12 protein-coding genes are annotated in these 18146 nt (G+C 57.3%); 4 read left to right on the forward strand and 8 right to left on the reverse strand.

The window, feature by feature from the left end; translation table 11 throughout:
- Positions 1–49: 49 nt before the first annotated feature.
- On the forward strand, positions 50–2098 hold the full coding sequence (locus H2O17_RS10300; RefSeq protein WP_182049589.1) for a transketolase family protein: 2049 nt from the start codon (positions 50–52) through the stop codon (positions 2096–2098).
- Between the two features lie 214 nt (positions 2099–2312).
- Here the strand turns inward: H2O17_RS10300 and H2O17_RS10305 are convergent, their stop codons facing one another.
- The 6 genes from H2O17_RS10305 to H2O17_RS10330 form a co-directional block, all read right to left on the reverse strand.
- Positions 2313–4895 (reverse strand): ATP-dependent Clp protease ATP-binding subunit, encoded by a 2583-nt coding sequence (locus H2O17_RS10305; RefSeq protein ID WP_182049590.1) that lies wholly within the window; start codon positions 4893–4895, stop codon positions 2313–2315.
- Between the two features lie 195 nt (positions 4896–5090).
- A complete protein-coding gene (gene dtd / locus H2O17_RS10310) occupies positions 5091–5543 on the reverse strand; it encodes a D-aminoacyl-tRNA deacylase (protein WP_182049591.1) in 453 nt (150 codons plus the stop codon).
- A gap of 1 nt (position 5544) precedes the next feature.
- Positions 5545–5859: a DUF2516 family protein gene (locus H2O17_RS10315; RefSeq protein ID WP_182049592.1), complete on the reverse strand. Its 315-nt coding sequence runs from the start codon at positions 5857–5859 to the stop codon at positions 5545–5547.
- 2 nt (positions 5860–5861) lie between these two features.
- On the reverse strand, positions 5862–7022 hold the full coding sequence (gene ygfZ, locus H2O17_RS10320; RefSeq protein ID WP_182049593.1) for a CAF17-like 4Fe-4S cluster assembly/insertion protein YgfZ: 1161 nt from the start codon (positions 7020–7022) through the stop codon (positions 5862–5864).
- Entirely contained in the window at positions 7019–7585 is a 567-nt protein-coding gene (locus tag H2O17_RS10325; protein ID WP_182049594.1) for a heme-binding beta-barrel domain-containing protein, read from the reverse strand. Before H2O17_RS10325 ends, ygfZ begins: the two co-directional genes overlap by 4 nt.
- 9 nt (positions 7586–7594) lie before the next feature.
- Positions 7595–8413, reverse strand: coding sequence for a hypothetical protein (locus H2O17_RS10330; protein ID WP_182049595.1), 819 nt, complete (start codon positions 8411–8413; stop codon positions 7595–7597).
- 146 nt (positions 8414–8559) lie between these two features.
- Between H2O17_RS10330 and H2O17_RS10335 the strand changes: the two genes are divergently transcribed.
- From H2O17_RS10335 to H2O17_RS10345, 3 genes are all read left to right on the forward strand, one after another.
- Complete coding sequence (locus H2O17_RS10335; RefSeq protein WP_182049596.1) at positions 8560–9228, forward strand: winged helix-turn-helix transcriptional regulator; 669 nt, start codon at positions 8560–8562, stop codon at positions 9226–9228.
- 430 nt (positions 9229–9658) lie between these two features.
- On the forward strand, positions 9659–10282 hold the full coding sequence (locus H2O17_RS10340; protein ID WP_246311239.1) for a DUF47 domain-containing protein: 624 nt from the start codon (positions 9659–9661) through the stop codon (positions 10280–10282).
- A 2-nt stretch (positions 10283–10284) separates the two neighbouring features.
- Positions 10285–11301 carry an inorganic phosphate transporter gene (locus H2O17_RS10345; protein ID WP_182049597.1) on the forward strand — a complete coding sequence of 339 codons (1017 nt, stop codon included), beginning with the start codon at positions 10285–10287 and terminating at the stop codon, positions 11299–11301.
- A 67-nt stretch (positions 11302–11368) separates the two neighbouring features.
- On the opposite strand, the gene H2O17_RS10350 is transcribed toward H2O17_RS10345, so the two are convergent.
- Both H2O17_RS10350 and H2O17_RS10355 read right to left on the reverse strand, forming a co-directional pair.
- Complete coding sequence (locus H2O17_RS10350; RefSeq protein WP_182049598.1) at positions 11369–13084, reverse strand: cation:proton antiporter; 1716 nt, start codon at positions 13082–13084, stop codon at positions 11369–11371.
- 786 nt (positions 13085–13870) lie between these two features.
- Positions 13871–18139, reverse strand: a complete 4269-nt coding sequence (locus tag H2O17_RS10355) for a family 43 glycosylhydrolase (RefSeq protein WP_182049599.1) — start codon at positions 18137–18139, stop codon at positions 13871–13873.
- Positions 18140–18146: the final 7 nt, after the last annotated feature.

Consider the following 18146-nt stretch of genomic DNA (forward strand, 5'->3'; position numbering starts at 1 on the left):
ACAAAAGGGAACAGTCAGTGTCCTCCACCTCGTGCAAAGGAGCATGACCATGACAGCCGTTCAATTCTCTCTGCCTGCGAGCGTCGAATCAGACATTATTCGCCACGCTAGGGTTATCCCTCTTGACGTGGTGCAAGCAAAAGGAAACGGACATGCCGGAACGGCAGTTGGATTGACTCCGCTCTCAACCACGCTGTACAACCATCACCTTCGGCACAACCCAGCCCATCCTGACTGGGTGGCGCGAGATCGGTTCATCCTTTCGTGTGGCCACACATCGCTCTCGCTCTACCTTCAACTCTTCCTATCCGGCTACGGACTGGAGATGAGTGATCTCCAAGCTGCCCGCAAACTCGGCTCCATCACGCCCGGCCACCCTGAACGTGGAGTCACGGCAGGCGTCGAGATGTCCACTGGTCCGCTCGGGCAAGGACTCTGCGCGGCCGTTGGAGTAGCCATGGCCGAGCGCCGTGTCCGTGAGATGCTTACCCCCGGTCAGTCGCTGGACGAAAGCCCATTCGGATATCGGACGTGGTGTTTGGCCTCCGATGGTGACATGTTCGAAGGCATTTCTTCTGAAGCCGCGGCACTAGCGGGAACCGTGGGACTACCCGGGCTGATCGTGTTGTGGGACGACAACGGAATCAGTATTGACGGGCCAACATCAATTTCAACGCAAGAAGATGTAGCAGGGCGCTTCGCGAGCGCCGGATGGCGCGTGTTGGAGATTGGCGACGCCGAAAACACTGCGGCTATCTCCCAAGCGCTTGATGCCGCCTGTGAGCCGGACTCGCAGGCTCGTCCGACCTTCATTCGGGTGCGCACTCGAATCGGAAACCCTATGCCCACGGTCGGCGGAACGTCCAAAGCACACGCAGGAGCAGTAGGGGCCGATGAGATCGCAGCCACTAAGCAGATCCTTGGTCTTGATCCACATGAGTCGTGTTCTATGCCGCAACCGCTTCTTGAGGCATCGCGCGAATGGGCGCGGCGCCGAGGGGCTGAGTTAGAGAAGAAGTGGGAGCAGGGGTATGCCACATGGCGATCGAACAACGCCGCTGGCGCCAAGTTGTTCGATCGCCTCGCATCTCAGGCGCTCCCTAAGGAGTGGGATGCCGAACTCCCTGACTTCACTGAGCAGACCCTTGCCACGCGGGTCGCCAGCGGGCAGGTGCTCACCTCGCTTGTCACTGCAATTCCGGAGATCTGGGGAGGCTCATGTGATCTCAGCGGCTCAACTTCGACCGATTGTGGCGGCGTACTTGAACCATTCACACGCGTACACGCTGGGCGTTCGGTTTACTTTGGGATTCGCGAGCACGCTCAGGCCGCAACGCTTTCTGGAATGTGCCTCTCAGGACTGACCCGGCCGTTCGGTTCCACTTACCTCGCCTTCTCGGATTATCAGAAACCAGCCATTCGGCTTGCCAGCATCATGAAGCTGCCATCGATCTTCATCTGGACGCATGACTCCCTTGCAGTTGGTGAAGACGGCCCCACTCATCAGCCTGTGGAACAGATTGCGACTCTTCGTGCCGTTCCCGGATTCAGTGTCATACGACCGGGAGACGCGTGGGAAACTCGAGCAGTGTGGACGCGGATTGTTTCTCGGAGGGACGGTCCCGTTGGCCTAGTTCTCTCACGTCAGAATCTTCCTGTACTCCACGAGTATCGGGACATCGTAGCCCAAGGAGCTCAGCGGGGAGGCTACGTGCTCGCGGACTTCCCCAGTGATTCACAACCACAGGTGATACTCATAGCCACGGGCTCAGAGGTTCACGTTGCTCTGAAAGCTCGGGAGCGACTCGCACACAGTGGTATCAGCGCCCGGGTAGTCTCCATGCCCTGCGTGGAGTGGTTCGAGGCGCAGAATCAGAAGTATCGGGATTCCGTGTTGCCTCCGTTGTTGCGCGCCCGAGTCAGCGTGGAAGCAGGAATTGGTGCACCGTGGGGCGCATACGTGGGACTCGACGGCGCGTGTGTTAGCGTCGAGCAGTTCGGGCAATCCGGCGACGGCGCCGTTCAACTCGCCGATGCAGGTTTCACTGCTGACCACGTGTCCGCTGTTGCCACGCGCATTGTGAACCAGCTTCTCTGAACATCGCAAGGTCGGTGCCCTAGCTTGACCTATCCCCATGGCCGTAACCAAACCAGACTCTAGGACCAGACTCCAGCCCGGCCCCTGACCCAAGTCTCCTGACCCAAGTGACCGGCCCAAGTCCCCACCCGGACTATGCACCAATCTCAGCGTAAACAAGGGTGTGCGGGGCGAGCCAAAATCTTGGCTCGCCCCGCACACCCTTAGCAACTTGTCAGTTAGCTGCAGAAAGTCCGCTTGGCTGAGCGCCTTCCCCAACACGGGTCGAGTCCACACCTGCAGTCAAACCGTTGATCTCGGCAGGAGCCGGGATCTGCTCCACATCATCAGGAAGTGGCGCATCTGCGTCCTGCCCCTTGAATGTGAAGCTCATCGGGATGTTGTCCTTATCGACGTCCACCACAATCACTTGCCCGCGAGTGAACTCGCCAAACAGGAGCTTCTCGGAGAGCACATCCTCGATGTCGCGCTGAATCGCGCGGCGGAGTGGGCGTGCGCCCAACACCGGATCGTAGCCGCGTTCGGCCAGCAGGTTCTTCGCCTCGCTGGTAACGACGATGCGGAGTTCCTGCTGCGCCAAGCGCTTGTCCAGCTTGCCAACCATCAGATCGACGATCTCAAGGATCTCGGACTGCTTGAGCTGCGGGAACACGATCGTGTCATCCACACGGTTGAGGAACTCGGGGCGGAAGTGATCCTTCAGCTCCTCGGTCACGCGGCGCTTCATGCGCTCGTATGAGGTGGTTGTGTCCTGATCGAACTGGAAACCAGTGCTCACACCCTTGGCGATGTCCTTTGTTCCAAGGTTGGTGGTCATGATGATGATCGTGTTCTTGAAGTCAACAACCCGGCCCTGCGAATCGGTTAGGCGTCCCTCCTCCAGAATCTGGAGAAGCGAGTTGAACAGATCCGGATGAGCCTTTTCGATTTCATCGAACAGCACCACCGAGAATGGCTTACGGCGGACCTTCTCAGTTAGCTGGCCACCCTCTTCGTATCCCACATACCCAGGAGGTGCACCGAATAGGCGTGAAACCGTGTGCTTCTCAGAGTATTCAGACATGTCGAGCGTGACCAGAGCTGATTCGTCACCGAACAGGAACTCGGCAAGAGCCTTGGCTAGCTCCGTCTTACCAACGCCAGTAGGACCGGCAAAGATGAACGAGCCACCTGGCCGGTTCGGGTCCTTCAGGCCTGCACGAGTACGTCGAATAGCCTGAGACAGAGCCGTTACGGCTTCGTCCTGACCAATGACGCGCTTGTGCAGTTCGTCTTCCATGCGCAGCAGCTTGGCGGATTCTGCTTCCGTCAGGCGGAATACAGGGATACCGGTAGACATGGAGAGCACCTCGTTGATGAGGTCCTCATCAACCACGGATACCACATCCATATCGCCATCTTTCCAAGCCTGTTCACGCTCTTCGCGCTGACCAGTCAAGCGCTGTTCTTCGTCACGAAGTGACGCAGCTTTCTCGAAGTCTTGGCCGTCGATAGCAGCTTCCTTCTGCCGCCGAACTGAAGCGATGTTCTCATCCAGTTCACGCAGTTCGGGAGGAGCAGTCATCTTGCGAATGGCAAGGCGTGCACCGGCTTCGTCAATCAGATCGATCGCCTTGTCAGGCAGGAATCGATCATTGACGTAGCGATCCGAGAGGGTCACTGCAGCTTCAAGCGCCTCATCCGTGATAGTCACACGGTGGAATGATTCGTACCGATCACGAAGGCCCTTGAGGATCTCAACTGCCTGCGCAATGGTGGGTTGGTCCACCTGAATCGGCTGGAACCGGCGTTCGAGGGCCGCATCCTTCTCAATGTGCTTGCGGTACTCATCTAGGGTGGTCGCACCAATTACCTGAAGCTCACCACGAGCCATCATGGGCTTGAGCAAGGACGCCGCGTCCAGCGCGCCTTCCGCAGCTCCCGCTCCCACCAAGGTGTGGATCTCATCAATGAACAGGATGATGTCGCCGCGAGTGTTGATCTCCTTGAGGATCTTCTTCATTCGCTCTTCGAAATCACCGCGGTAGCGCGAACCGGCCACCAGTGATCCCATGTCCAGCGAGTACAACTGCTTGTCCTTAAGGGTCTCGGGGACATCGCCCGAAGCGATGGCCTGCGCGAGTCCCTCAACCACAGCAGTCTTGCCCACGCCAGGTTCTCCAATGAGGACAGGGTTATTCTTGGTGCGCCGCGAAAGAACCTGCATGACGCGTTCGGTCTCAACGTGACGGCCAATGACTGGATCGAGCTTGTGTTCACGAGCCGACTGCGTCAGGTTGCGGCCGAACTGGTCGAGCACTGTAGAGCCGGCCTTTTGGCCTTCGCGAGCGCCGTTGCCAACACCCACAGGCTCCTTGCCCTGGAAACCGGAAATCAGCTGGTTGACCTGGTTACGGACTCGTGGCATATCCGCCCCGAGTTTCACCAGAACCTGCGCCGCGACACCGTCGGGTTCGCGGGTCAGGCCAAGGAGCAAGTGTTCGGTACCAATGTAGGAGTGGCCCAACTGGAGCCCTTCGCGCATTGCGTATTCGATGACCTTCTTGGCCCGGGGTGTGAAGGGAATATGGCCCGAAGGGGGCTCCTGACCTTCACCAATAATGTCAATGACCTGTGCCCGCACATCGTCAAGCGTGATGCCCAGCGCTTCAAGCGCCTTGGCAGCTACTCCCTCGCCCTCACGAATGAGTCCCAGAAGAATATGTTCTGTGCCGAGGTAGTTGTGCTTGAGGTTGCGGGCCTCCTCCTGCGCGAGCACGATGACTCGGCGAGCGCGGTCGGTAAACCTTTCGAACATGGGCACTCCTTGATTGGACAGCTCGTCCCTTGACGAGTTCACTCAACAATAACGACAATGACGCCTGAAACAGCCAACTGTTCGCCACAGGCGTGAGTAGGAAGAACAAGGCCTTTACCCGTCCTTGGCTTTCCTTAAGGATTCGTTTGGTAGCCTATGCACTTTGCCGAAGACGGCGACGCCTCTACCCGTTCGCTAGACCTCAATCAGAATGGTGAACGGCCCATCGTTAGTCAGTTCAACGTCCATCATCTCACCGAAAATGCCTTGCTCGACGCGCAATCCCCACACATCGCGGAGCTCCGCCGCCACGGCCTCCACCACGGGCTCAGCCATCGCACCCGGCGCGGCATGCGACCACGAGGGCTTGCGGCCCTTCCGAACGTCGGCATAGAGGGTGAACTGAGAAACCAGAAGAACAGGAGCGCCCGCCTCTTGAGCGGATATCCTCTTGCTTGCGTCGTCGACCCCATCGGAATCTCGAAGAAGGCACAGCTGGGCGATTTTGCGGGCGGTCTTTGCAACTTCGTTAGCCCCATCTGTGTGGGTCACTCCCAGAAGCACGCACAATCCGGCGTCGATCTTCCCAACTACTTCGTCACCAACAGTCACACTCGCGCGTTTGACGCGTTGGACTACTGCCCGCATGTCACCATCCTCCGCGTTGACCGCGGCTTTGCCGCCGCCCACGTGGTCCCATTCGCTGGCATTCGGGGCCCAAGAAGTACACCGCAGCAAAGAGCGCAGCAAGTGAAAGCAACCAACTGGATGGCAACGGAACCCACCACACGAATCGGTTGCCTTGCACGAGCAATGCCAACAGGAGAATCCCGATCCACCAGTTCTTGCTGAGCCGAGCCAGCGTGTACTGCTCGGAGTTCCTGCGTAGGCATTCGAAGAACGCCCACCCAACGAATAACAACAGTGCTAAGGGCACGATGTAGCCCAATAAAAGCTGAGTCATGATCATCGCCTTCCCCGAAACTCCGCACCCGGGCGGCTTGAAGGCGAAACACTTGACTTGCCACCCGGATCAACGATCACTTGTTGCCCCCCGCGGAAGTTGCCTACCTCCAGCACGCGATCCACTGGAACGTTGCGCCGCACCAAGGCCAACGCCACCGGACCATCCTCGCTGTCGCGAACCGCGCTCGTAATGGTTCCAACCACGCGTTCGTCGACGACGACGTCGTCGCCATGATTCGGGAGTTCGTCAACCGGGCCTTCGAGGTACAACATGACTAGGCGCCGCGGTGGGCGCCCAAGGTTGATGAGCTTAGCCACCGTTTCTTGGCCGCGGTAGCAGCCTTTCTCAAGGTGGACGGCCGTGCGGAGCCAGTCGAGTTCATGAGGAAGTGCGCGTTCAACGATCTCCATAGCGGGGCGCGGGCGCCAGCTCGTCACGCGTACTGCCTCCCATGCCTGCGTTCCTGCAGGTTGGAGTCCCATGGTGATGAGCTGCTCAGCTGCAGCCAGCAGTTCCTTTCGCTCCACGATGGCCAGATACACCGCGCGCTCACGCGCCGGATGCTCGGCATCCGATGGGCCATAGGTGGCACTCCCCGGGCCTGTGCCTGGCCACGGATCGCGCCACAATACTGGGAGTTCACCTTCGGATCCGAGGCTCTGTGCCGTTGCCGCAACGTCATGCAGGGAATCTGCCGCCGTTCCAAGCGCGCCAAGGATTGCGAGGTCTTCTCGCACACTCACCTCAACCCGCATCATGAACTTCATCGACGTGAGGAAGTCCGCCATCGGCTGGCCCCAACCCGAATCTGCAATAAGCCAGGTGGTAACGCCATCCTCGAATACTCCTACGGCATTCTGGAGATGGCCGTTGGGATCGAGCAGCAGCAGTTCAGTTGATTCGCCCGCGTGAATCTGATCGATCTTTTGCGTGGTCAGAGAGTTGAGCCACGAGATCCTGTCCGGACCAGTGAGCTGGAGGACTTCACAGTGAGAGAGGTCCGTGAATGCCTGACCCGCCAGCAGCGCCCGTTCTTCACGTGAGGGGCTGGAGTAGTGCAGAGCCGTGCCGTAATCGGGGCTGGACTCATCCTCGTTCGCCACAGCGCCCTCCAGTTGGAGCAGCGGGCTCACTCGGCGAGTTGGCTGCGAATCGCTCATGCGCGTGAAAGCCTTCCCGCCATGTAGCTGGCCATCTCCAAACCAAAAGCAGCCATGTCATATGCCATGAAGAGGTCAGAGTTGACTAAACCGCCCATGATGCGGGCTCCGCCAAAGTCGCTGGCGGTGGGTGTGGCAGCGATGGCATCGGCTTGGAGTTGAAGCTGAGGACCCTTAATAAGGCCAGCCCACGTCATTGCGTGACCAGCGGGTGATGCTGAGGTGGCTTCAATCATTGTGACACCGTCACGTGCCTCCGATCCGGGAGTCGCTCGCAAGTAACCTGACATGGAGCTCCAGAGCTGGCCTTTTGTCAGTTGATCGAACATGATGCCACCTGGAATCTCTTTATCCACGGCACCGGCTGGTTCCTCGGCAATCCAGATGTCCGATCGGACTCTCAAATAGGGACCACCAAGATCGTTATCAATGATGAGTTCGTGGAGGTAGCCAGCGGCTGGAATGCTCTCGTATTCAAGTACTCCAGCGCCCTGCCACGTGTCAACGAGCCACGCCATCGGATAGCATTCGGGCGCAATGTTCTCTGGAATCTGGAAGACCATACGAACAGGCTAAAGCACGAGGAGCACCAGAACATACCCCACAACGCCAAGAGCACAATGGTTGATGAGCACAAACGTTGCCCCGGACCATTCATAGACAACTTGGGGCGTCACGCGCGCTACCTTGTCAAGAGCCCACCCCAAGAGTGCGAATGCCACGATGAAGGCAGCCGTGGCCCACCATGTTGCTCCGAGAGCCAGCGTGGCCACTATCCCAGTCACCGCAGTACCAATGAGTGACCCCAAACCACGCATGCGACTTGGCGTGACGTAGTGGGCACATACTCCGCCTAGAATCACGGCGATTCCAACAAGCGCAATGTCCGGGCCGCCATGCGCGCGGGCCACGAATAGCCACATCGCGGAAGCTAAGACCACGATTGATCCAGAATACGTACCCGAAATCTGCAGCAGGAGTTGTGATCTACCATCCCTACGCAGCATCTCGGAGAGGAAGGTTACCGGGATCATCAGCGCCGCTATGTATGCCAGGTGAATTGGTTGCCCAAAAGCTCCGGCGACGACGGACGCCACTCCCGCGGATAGCACCCCCAACCTCGAGATCAGTACATTGGGTACCTCCACCAAGGTTGGCCACCCCAAGGAAATGACTACCATTATCATCAAGATCCCAATGGCAAGGGGTGCCAGTTCCACAAAGCCAAGCAGTTGCAGTTCACCGGCGGGAACGATGGGAGCATCTATCCCACTCTGAGCACCCCTAGCGGCGAACATTCCCGTTGCCAGCAGCACCACCCCTAGAAGGGTTGCGGCTAAGAGCAACGGCTTATCCAACGAGAAGTGGTGGGACGGATGCGAAGTGGTCACATTCGAATCTTCTCACACAGGGCCGTCTCACCGTGTCTCACTTGCCGGACATGATGGCTCAACACATTTAGGATGATCAACAACGCACCTACCAATGGTCGCCAAGGTCTCACAGGATCTTCGCTTCATTGGGGAAGGAGAAACCTGTGGCCGACTTAGTGTTGATGACTTCTGAGCACGACGGCGCTGCTGCCGTATTGCCCGGCCTCACACTTCTCACACTTGATGTTGAGACGGCACCACTGACAACCTCTGCGCTGGCAGCAAATCTGGAGATGCAGGCGATCATCCTTGATGGGCGGCGCGATCTGGTCTCCGCGCGCGCATTGTGCCGGGCGGCAACTGGCGCGATGGAAGCACCCCCAATCCTCCTTGTCTTGGAAGAAGGTGGCTTCGCAGTGGTGGCTGTATCGTGGGGTGCCGCAGACACCGTTCTGCACTCGGCTCCCCCCGCTGAGATTCAGGCCCGCATTCGCATGATGTGTGACAGGGCCAACGCGCAAGTCTCACAAACGTCCGAGGTCGTGGTCGAAGCCGCAGGGATCTCTATCGATGCCAACGCCTTCACAGTGAAGGCTGGCGGACGGCTCCTAGACCTGACATACAAGGAGTTCGAGTTGTTGCGATTCTTGGCAGCGCATCCCGGTCAGGTCATCTCCCGCGAAACCCTCCTCCAAGAGGTGTGGGGCTACAACTACTACGGCGGCTCACGCACTGTGGACGTACATATCCGCCGGCTGCGGGCGAAGCTGAGTCCTGAGTTCGACTCCGTCATCTCCACGGTTCGAAACGTCGGCTACAGATTTGATGCATAATTCGCAATCCCATGTCACACGCACACATGATGCTGTTATGCTGTTAGTACGACATCGGATCGCGAAAGCCCCGGGCTCCAACTATTGCCGCTACGAGCGGCCTACGCGCCGACTGGCGCTATCGGGTTCGGTGTCATTCGGAGGGTCATATCCAAGGATGTGACCCTCCGATCATTGTTCTCTCGGTTCTCCAGCTCCTACATACCAGTGCGCAGCGCTGCGCACGAGGAGCGCCATCCAACCTGTGACGGATATCCGGAACAGTTCCATTTACGGGTGACCGTTGCCAGAAAACGGCATTTGCCCGCCCTTTCAGTTCAGCACTAAGGGAAAGATCACACCATGTGGCGGACCAAGGCTTGATTCATGCCTTATTCTGCTATGTGGAGTGTCATTAACCTGATGGCAACCTTTCGTTCTGGGAGATCATGTGGCTCGCAAGAAGTTCCAAAAATCTGACTCGCTCTTCGAACTGTTGACCACTCAGTCACAGTTCCTCATCAAGTCCGCTGACCTCCTTGGTCAAGTCATCGGTGCCGATCCGCAGAGCCGGATAGAGCTCAACGACAAGCTACATAAGGCTGAACACGGGGCAGACGAAGCGTGCCACGCTGTGCTTCACAAGATCAATCAGTCATTCGTGCTTCCCTTTGATCGTGAGGATCTCTACACGCTGTCAATTGTTATGGATGACTGTGTGGACTTCATGGACGAAGCTGGTGACAACATCGTTCTGTACAAGCCGGGATCGCTTCCCGACGGCGTCCTGACCCAAGTGGAGATCCTGCGCAACTGCGCCAAGTTGACCCACGACATCATGGGGCGCCTCGCTGTCATCGATTCGGGCACGCGGGACTATTGGATTGAGATCAATCAGCTGGAGAATCAAGGTGATCAGGTCTACCGCGCTATGGTCTCCGAACTCTTCGATGGCGCCACAGATGCCCTTGAAGTACTCCGAGTAAAACTCGTCCTAGATGCCATTGAGAACGCGATCGATGGCTTCGAACGCCTCAGCGGCACTGTCGAGTCGATCGCGATCAAGGAGTCCTGACCTTGAGCGAAACGCTCCTGCTCGTCATCTTCATCGTCGGAGTCGCGTTTATATTCGACTTCACGAATGGCTTCCATGACGCCGCGAACGCAATCGCTACTTCGGTAGCAACTCGAGCATTGAGCCCCAAGGCCGCTCTGACGATGGCTGCATGCATGAACTTCGTCGGCGCCATGCTCGGAACCGAAGTTGCTTCCACCATTGGCGGTGGAATCATCCACATCGGGGATGCTGGCACAGCCCACGAGGGCTTAGTTATCGTTTTGGGCGCACTAATCGGTGCCATCACGTGGAACCTCATTACGTGGTACTTCGGCCTGCCCTCTTCTTCTTCTCACGCTCTGATCGGTGGATTGGCCGGCGCGGGCCTCGCTGCATCCATCACCGTGCATTGGACTGTCATTCTAGAGAAGGTCATCGTCCCGATGATCCTCTCTCCAACCGTGGGCTTCATCGCTGCGTTTGTTCTTATGAAGATCGTCCTGCGACTTCTTGCCAACGCTTCGTACAAGCCGACGATGCGCAGATTCCGGCACGCCCAAACCGTCTCAGCTGCGGCGCTCGCATTGGGTCACGGCCTGCAGGATGCTCAAAAGACTATGGGCGTGGTTACCCTAGCGTTGGTGGCCGGCGGATTCCACGAAGATGTCACCGATATCCCACTGTGGGTCAAGATCGGCGCGGCCTTGGCGATCTCACTCGGAACCTACTCCGGTGGTGGCCGCATTATGAAGACCTTGGGTCAGAAGATCATCGACCTCGATCCGGCCCGCGGATTCGTGGCCGAAGCCGTAGGTGCTACTGTCCTCTATTCAACTGCATACCTATGGGCAGCTCCCATTTCCACCACGCACACCATCACGTGCGCCATCATGGGTGTGGGTGCTACCAAGCGCAAGTCAGCAGTCCGTTGGGGCATTGCAGGCAACATCGTCACGGCATGGGTGTTCACTCTTCCAGCCTCAGCGTTGGTTTCTGCTGCGGCTACGTGGCTACTCCTTCAAGTTGTGCCGCTGTAACTGAACCGATCAGAAGCAACAGATCTGGTTCGAGCTGAGCTCGATTTGGTGGCCTTCACTACCCCGCTCAGAAGGGCTTGGCCCTCCTCATCTCCACGAGGAGTTGCTCCACATCGAGGCTCTCTAGCGCGCTGGAGAGCAACGCCGCGTCAAAAGTGTGCTCATCGCGCACCCGGAGAAGCTCATCCCTCCGTGCCACAATCGCCCCAAGCTCAGTGTCGTCGTTCGGCTTTGACTGTGAAAGGTACTCTTCCGCCGCCGAATCGAGCAACCTACTCAGTTCTTGCGCATCCGCCTGAATCTGTTCCTCGGTTGGTCCAGGAGTTGGCTTCACGATCGCAACAAACCGCCGCAGAGTTCCACCCTGAATAAGCAAAGAGAAACCTGCGACAAAGAATGCGATGAGTACTAGATATGATCGCTGCGGGGCATCCAAAGGCAAGGTCTGTGCCGCCGCCACAGTGATGGCGCCGCGCATACCCGCCCACACAACCACCGTGCCGTCACGCCACGTGAGCGGGGAACTCACGAAATAGTCGATATCCGCCAAGGTCCGAGACAGTTTGCTGCGCAGCTCCGCGAGACTCATCGTGCCTCTCCGGGTGCGCCTGTACCAGCGCCGCCGAACCTGAGGATCTGCAAGGCGTGCCTCGATCTGGGCGCGCTGCTCTTCCGTTCCGATGTGGTCAGGAACTTCGCCGGTCTCCCTAACTTCCTCAAAGATTGCTTCAACATGATCTCCCGAAAGGACCTCTTGGAAGCGTTCTAGTCGTGGCTTCATCCTGGAACGGCGAACTGAACGCCGATGTAAGACTCCAAGCAACGGCGCCACGAAAATCGCCCGCACAAGCACACTTCCCACTAGGGCAATGCCAGCTATTCCCGCGGCTTGAGCCACAACACTCGCCGCGTGATCAGGCAGATCGTCGATGAGGGTGTGAAACTGCAGACCCATAGTCAGGAATACGATTCCCTCAAGCACAAACTCCACTGTCTGCCATGTCTGGTAATCGGATGTGCGTTGCTGCGGCGAGAAGTGTTTGGCGGCTCCCTGCCCGGTTACCAAGCCTGCCACCACCGCAGCCACCAAACCGGAAGCACCCAGTTCCTCCGCCGGAATCATCGCAACAAACGGAACTGCGAGCGATAGCGTCGTCGTCGCCACTGTGTTCGTAATCTTGGAACGAACCCAGAGATTGAGCTTTCCAACGGCAAAACCAATGATTGCGGCAATCGCGACCGAGTAGAGAACCAACCCTGCTACCCCCATCACGCTGAACGAGGCCGCAGCAGCGGCGATAGAGGTTCTGAGCATGACCAGGGCGGTGGCGTCGTTGAGAAGGCCCTCCCCTTCGAGAATCGCCACGATTCGGGGAGAGACGCCAGTTGATTTCACGATGGACGTGGCTACGGCGTCAGTTGGACTCAGCACGGCGCCCAGCGCGATCGCCCACGCGATGTCCAGATCGGGAATCAGCCACCACAGCAAGAATCCCAAGGCCACGGAGCTGAGGATAACGAGCACGACGGAGAGACCAGCAATCGGCGAGAATTCGCGCCGAAAGTCCATGACCGGCATCGATACCGCGGTGGCGTACAGGAGCGGTGGAAGCAGTACTTCGAGTACCAGCTCGGGTTCGATATGGATGAGGGGTACTCCCGGCAGGAAGCCGACGGCGGCGCCAACCACCACCAGTATCAGCGGCGCAGCCACGTTGAGCCGAGGTCCAAGAACCGAACTGAAGCAAATCGCGATAAGCCCGAGAGCAATAACGGTTTCCACAGGTACCTCCACTGTCGCTTTCGTAACATCATTTCGCTTTTCCTGCCGAACTTCCTAACAGTCCATGCGTTGCGGACAATCTTCGCTGAAGGAGAAACGGAGTCAATGGCCCATTGTCCACCTTTTCAGACATCGGGCCACGCGCAGCGACAACCCTGTTCCGGCCCACACCTTGGGTCCTTGGTGCGGCTACGGAGGGCTTGGTGGTTACGAAGGTTTTGACGACGACGAGGTAAGGCGTGGTGGTGGCTACGCAGCGAGGATTAGCGTGTCCTCTCCGTTAGTGCGGAAAGGGACCCTCGGACGGGTGTCCGAGGGTCCCTCTTTTCTCATATGCTCACTCGATGACCACACACATCACGATGAGCCTGCGGCACGCTATCTACCTAGGTCGCCATTCCGCAGCCGGAGTAATCAGCTAGCAAAGTGAAGAGCCGCCAAAGGCTAAACACAGGTAGAGAGCATTCCATTGTGCGGTGGGTGGTTGCGGGCGCGGCCCGCAACTTCCCATCGCCCACCGGGCAGGAAGTGGGTAGTTCTAGAACCACGATCTAGAAGTACCTCGCCTTCGTCCCTGCACCGGATGGAGTCACATTCAGATTGTCAAAGCCGTCGGCCTTGAGCTGCCCCTGAGAATCCGAGCTGAACTCACCAACCCATCTTCCAAGGACCAGTTCATGTGGCCGGTAACCTCTTCCGTCATACTTGGCACTGGCACCACGGGTGGGGTCAGTATGGTGGGGGTCAGGTGTGGTGCGTTGAGTGCGCCACACCTGACCTACACATCTACTTGCGGTAGGCGGCTAACGTGTCACTACCAGAACCAAACCAATCACCAGCAACAAGCTGATCAGAAGAACGCCCAAACACAAAGCCTGGACGAGACCCACCAGCCAACCGATCATTCACAAACACACGCGTCCCACGAACAACCGAAACCGAATCAGCCCCATCACCATCAAAATCACCCACAACCGCACGATCCGATACCCGACCAAACGTAAACACCACATCAGCAGACCCACCAGAAGCAACCTGCTTCACCAAGAACCGCGACCCACGCTGCACACCCAGGCCTGCAACACCATCACCATCCCAATCACCCGCAAGCGGAACATCAGACGCCTTGCCGTAGGCCACACTCAGATCAGCAGACCCACCACGCACACGACCATCCACGCTGAAGCGCACATAAAACCTGTTCGACGAGGCAGCCTTGACCGCCACATCATCAGACCCATCCCCATCAAAGTCACCCACAACAGGGACACTGCCCGCCGGACCATACACAATCGAATAACTGGACGCACCCGACCGGTTCGCATCCACAAACGTATACGTGCGACCAGTACGAAGAACCAGAGTATCTACCCCATCCCCATCAAAATCACCCGACAACACCTCATCAGCAGAAGCAACCTTCGCGGCAAACTCCGTCACAGTCCGAACCAACGAATCCTGGAAAAACACATTCACACCCACAGAACCATCCACCACAGGAACCACACCAGACGGCCCAGCAGTCGGCTCAGTCGTCGGCTCCGTTGTTGGTTCAGTTGTTGGTTCCGGCGTCGGCTCCGGCGTCGGCTCCGGCGTCGGCTCAATTGTTGGTTCCGGCGTCGGCTCAATTGTTGGTTCCGGCGTCGGCTCAGGATTACCCGGCACCGCTTCAATGCTGTTGGACTCCAATGAGTCCGTACGCGTCAAAGCACTTCCGGCATTGTCCAACACTTCAGTAGTTGACTCGCCAACTGCCTTCGCTGAGATCTGGTGGCCAGCGTCTGCCTTCGTCAACGTGTACGTTGCGGCGGTGGCGCCTTCGATCGGCTCTCCATCGCGCAACCATTGGACATCCCTAACCGTCCAACCGTCGTTGAAAGCAGCGATCAGATCTGTGCCGACTTCGGCATTGGCTGCGGCTGTGATCGTCACTTCGGGCGTGGTTTCAGGATCAACCCCTTCATATGTCACATCAACAACATTCATCAGAGGCACTTCACCCGCTTGAGTTTGTTCAAGCGTCGGCTCCGTGTAGGTGAGGCGCGCAATTCGCGTCTCTCGCTTGTTGCCAGTCGCGATCTGCGCTCCAGTGGTCTTGTCGATGCCGCGCGGACGCATTTCGTCGGTCAGGAATGCGTGGTAGACCATGTACCAGTCATCGGTTCCCGGGACTTGGAGCAGCGAGTGATGTCCCGTGCCAAGAACTCCCTTTCCATCATCCTTAGTGAGAATCTCGCCGCGATAGGTCCACTGAGTTCCGTCGCCTTCCATCGAGCTGGCCGTGGCGTATGCGACTCGATATGTGGAAGCGTTTGTATCGTCAATTGAGTAGCTGTAGTAATAAGTCCACTCACCGTTCCATTCACGCGCGGTTATGTATGAGCCTTCGCGAATGTTCTTTGTGGCTGTTGTTGTGACGGTAGTCCCCTGTTTGATGGAGACCATATCGTCATTCAACTCGGCATACTTGCCTGGGCCTTGTCCCCACGTTAGGTACCACTTGCCCGTCTGGGGATCTTCGAACACAGCTGGATCGATACTCGACTCAACCTTCACCGATTGGAGTTGGTATCCGCTAAAGACATTACCGCCCTTGGAGGTGTCCGAAATTGCCACATTGACTTGGGAATCTCCAGAGAAATAGAGATAATACTTTCCGTCTCGCTCAGCAAATCCTGGCGCCCAGGCCCGCGAGGTGCGGCCGGGAAGAATGCCAGAGTCAGCCACGCCGTCGAGATTCTGATCCTTCAGATCGACTACAACACCTTTGTCTGACCACGTAACCAGATCTGTTGATTCGAATGCATGGATCTGATATCCACTCCATCCTGAAAAGCCGTCCGTAGTTGGGAAAATATAGTACTTTCCATCGGCAGCTACCACCTGCGGATCTGCGAAGTACTTCCACCCGGTCTCACCCGTCTGATCGGTTGATCCGATGGTTGAAGCTGCGGCGTCTGCGGAGATCCGGAGAGGTGTCACCAGAACTTCGGCACCTATCGTGTAGGTCAGTTCCTGACCACCGACAACTACGGTTACCTTAACTGGCTGACTGTAGTCTGTGATGGCATTAAGATCCGAAACGGTTATCGGATCGCCATTGCGATACAGCTGAGCTCCTTCTGCAAGAGCGTAGGAGAACTGAACATCCCGTTTATCTGAGAGCTCACCCGTTTTGGCATCAGCCCAGTAGTCCAGAACGATTGTCTTGACGTAGGAGCCATCCTTTTGGAGTGTGGACTTCTGCGAGAGGATCTGTTCAGTATCAGTGACCGACAGAGCTGCCGAAGGATCGATTTCTCCCTCTGACTTCGCGTAGTTCCAAATTGAGATATCGTCAAATGCTCCGTTGAAGTAGGCGTCACTTGAGTAGAAGGACCGTCCAAGGTAGCCGAGAAGGTTCTTTCCTAGGTCCGCTACCGTCAAAGTCACCGCTGTATTCGTTGCAGCCTTCTGCCCATCGATATACATAGTCATCACGCCGGGCTTGAGAACAAGTGTGTAAGTGTGCCACGCCAAGGTATCGGTTGAGGCGGCAGTCTTCTGTTCACCCTGCCACGATGAGGCTGTCATTGCTGTATTGACGTCGTTTGCCCGAAGCCGTGTGAAGAGATACTTTTGATCGTTCTGACCCATGGCAAAGGAAAAGAAGTTCCCAGAACTAAGTCTAGATTTGGCCGTGTATTCGATCGTAAGTTCGTTGCGACCATCGAACAAGCCCTGTGGGAATGCCGCATACTGCGAACCTCCACGCACAGAAAGTGCCTTGTTGTTGTCGCGGTCGCCATATGCTTCGATTGCAGCGCCATTGTAGAGGGTCAGATCGTTTCCGTTTCCGGAGGTATCTCGCGCGGTCCCATCGGAGAAGTCATACGAAGCGATCGGATCGGAACCAACCGGATCCGGGTCTACAGGCACAGCTTCGTCACTATAAGCTTTGAGAATCGCGGCCCGCTCAGCCGCAGTTAGTTCAATGACGCTTCCGTGCCGGAATCGTGCGGAGAACGACGACGTCGCCGCCTTGAACGTTCCGCCCGTCTTTAGATCAGATAGGTTCGCGATAGTGTAGGCGGAGTATCCACCGTTGTCTCCCATAGCGATCCATTGACCGTTGGGAGCTTGGTATACGGTCAGACCTTCGATTCGGGTGCTCAGGCCAGAAGCCGAAGTTGAGATGACGTGATCGTCAGCGAACTCAGGAATCTTCGACGTGCCGCTTGCAGTCACACCTGAATCGCGCTCCACCAGCCGAGTCCAGTCACCCTCCAGCGAGTCTGAAACGTCTACGGTCGTGTACCAGTCTGAAGTTGAGAAACGGTAGTAGTCGCCGTCGTCGCCTTGGACGATCGTGGTGTCGATGATGTTCCCGGCCGTGTCAGTACCCAGTGCACTTTCATCTAGCCAGACTTCAGGCGTACTGAAGGTTGTGAAGTCACTGGTGTGGGTCTTGTACACGCGCAGATTCCAGTCCGACGTGCCGTTCTGCGTCTTGTCCCGTGCCGAATAGTAGACAAGGTAATCGTTGGTTTCCGGATCCCAGATTGCTTCAGGGGCCCATACGCAACCTGCGTCAGAGAATCCGGAGTGGACGAGCGTTGGTTCCGTCCACTCTACGAGATCTTTCGAATATGCGACGACGATGTTCTGGCTTGCGTTGACCTGATCCCACGTACGCCCACCTGCCGTGCCTTCGGCATGCAGATCGGTTCCGAGCATGACGTACTTGTTTCCATTCGCGTCGGGTTGCTGCAGGCGCACCACGTGCGGGTCGCGAATGCCTTTCGTACCGGCGTTTGAACTGATCACAGGATTGTTGTTATTGAGCTTCTCCCAGCTCAATCCATCATCTGAGTATCCGTAGTAGATCTTCTCGTAGTCTGTAGCCCCGAAGTGGAGCCAGAAGTAGCCATTCTCACCAACAGCATCGGCACGCTGAGTTGATGCGGTTGCTTGCGTGGCATCAGATGACGCCGGATTAGCAACAGCACCGGAGGTGATTGTCAAAGCCAAGGGTAAAGCCGCAGCTAATGCGGCGATCTTTCTGAAGCGGTGCACTATGTTT

The sequence above is a fragment of the Changpingibacter yushuensis genome (assembly GCF_014041995.1).
GTDB classification, from domain to species: domain Bacteria; phylum Actinomycetota; class Actinomycetes; order Actinomycetales; family Actinomycetaceae; genus Changpingibacter; species Changpingibacter yushuensis.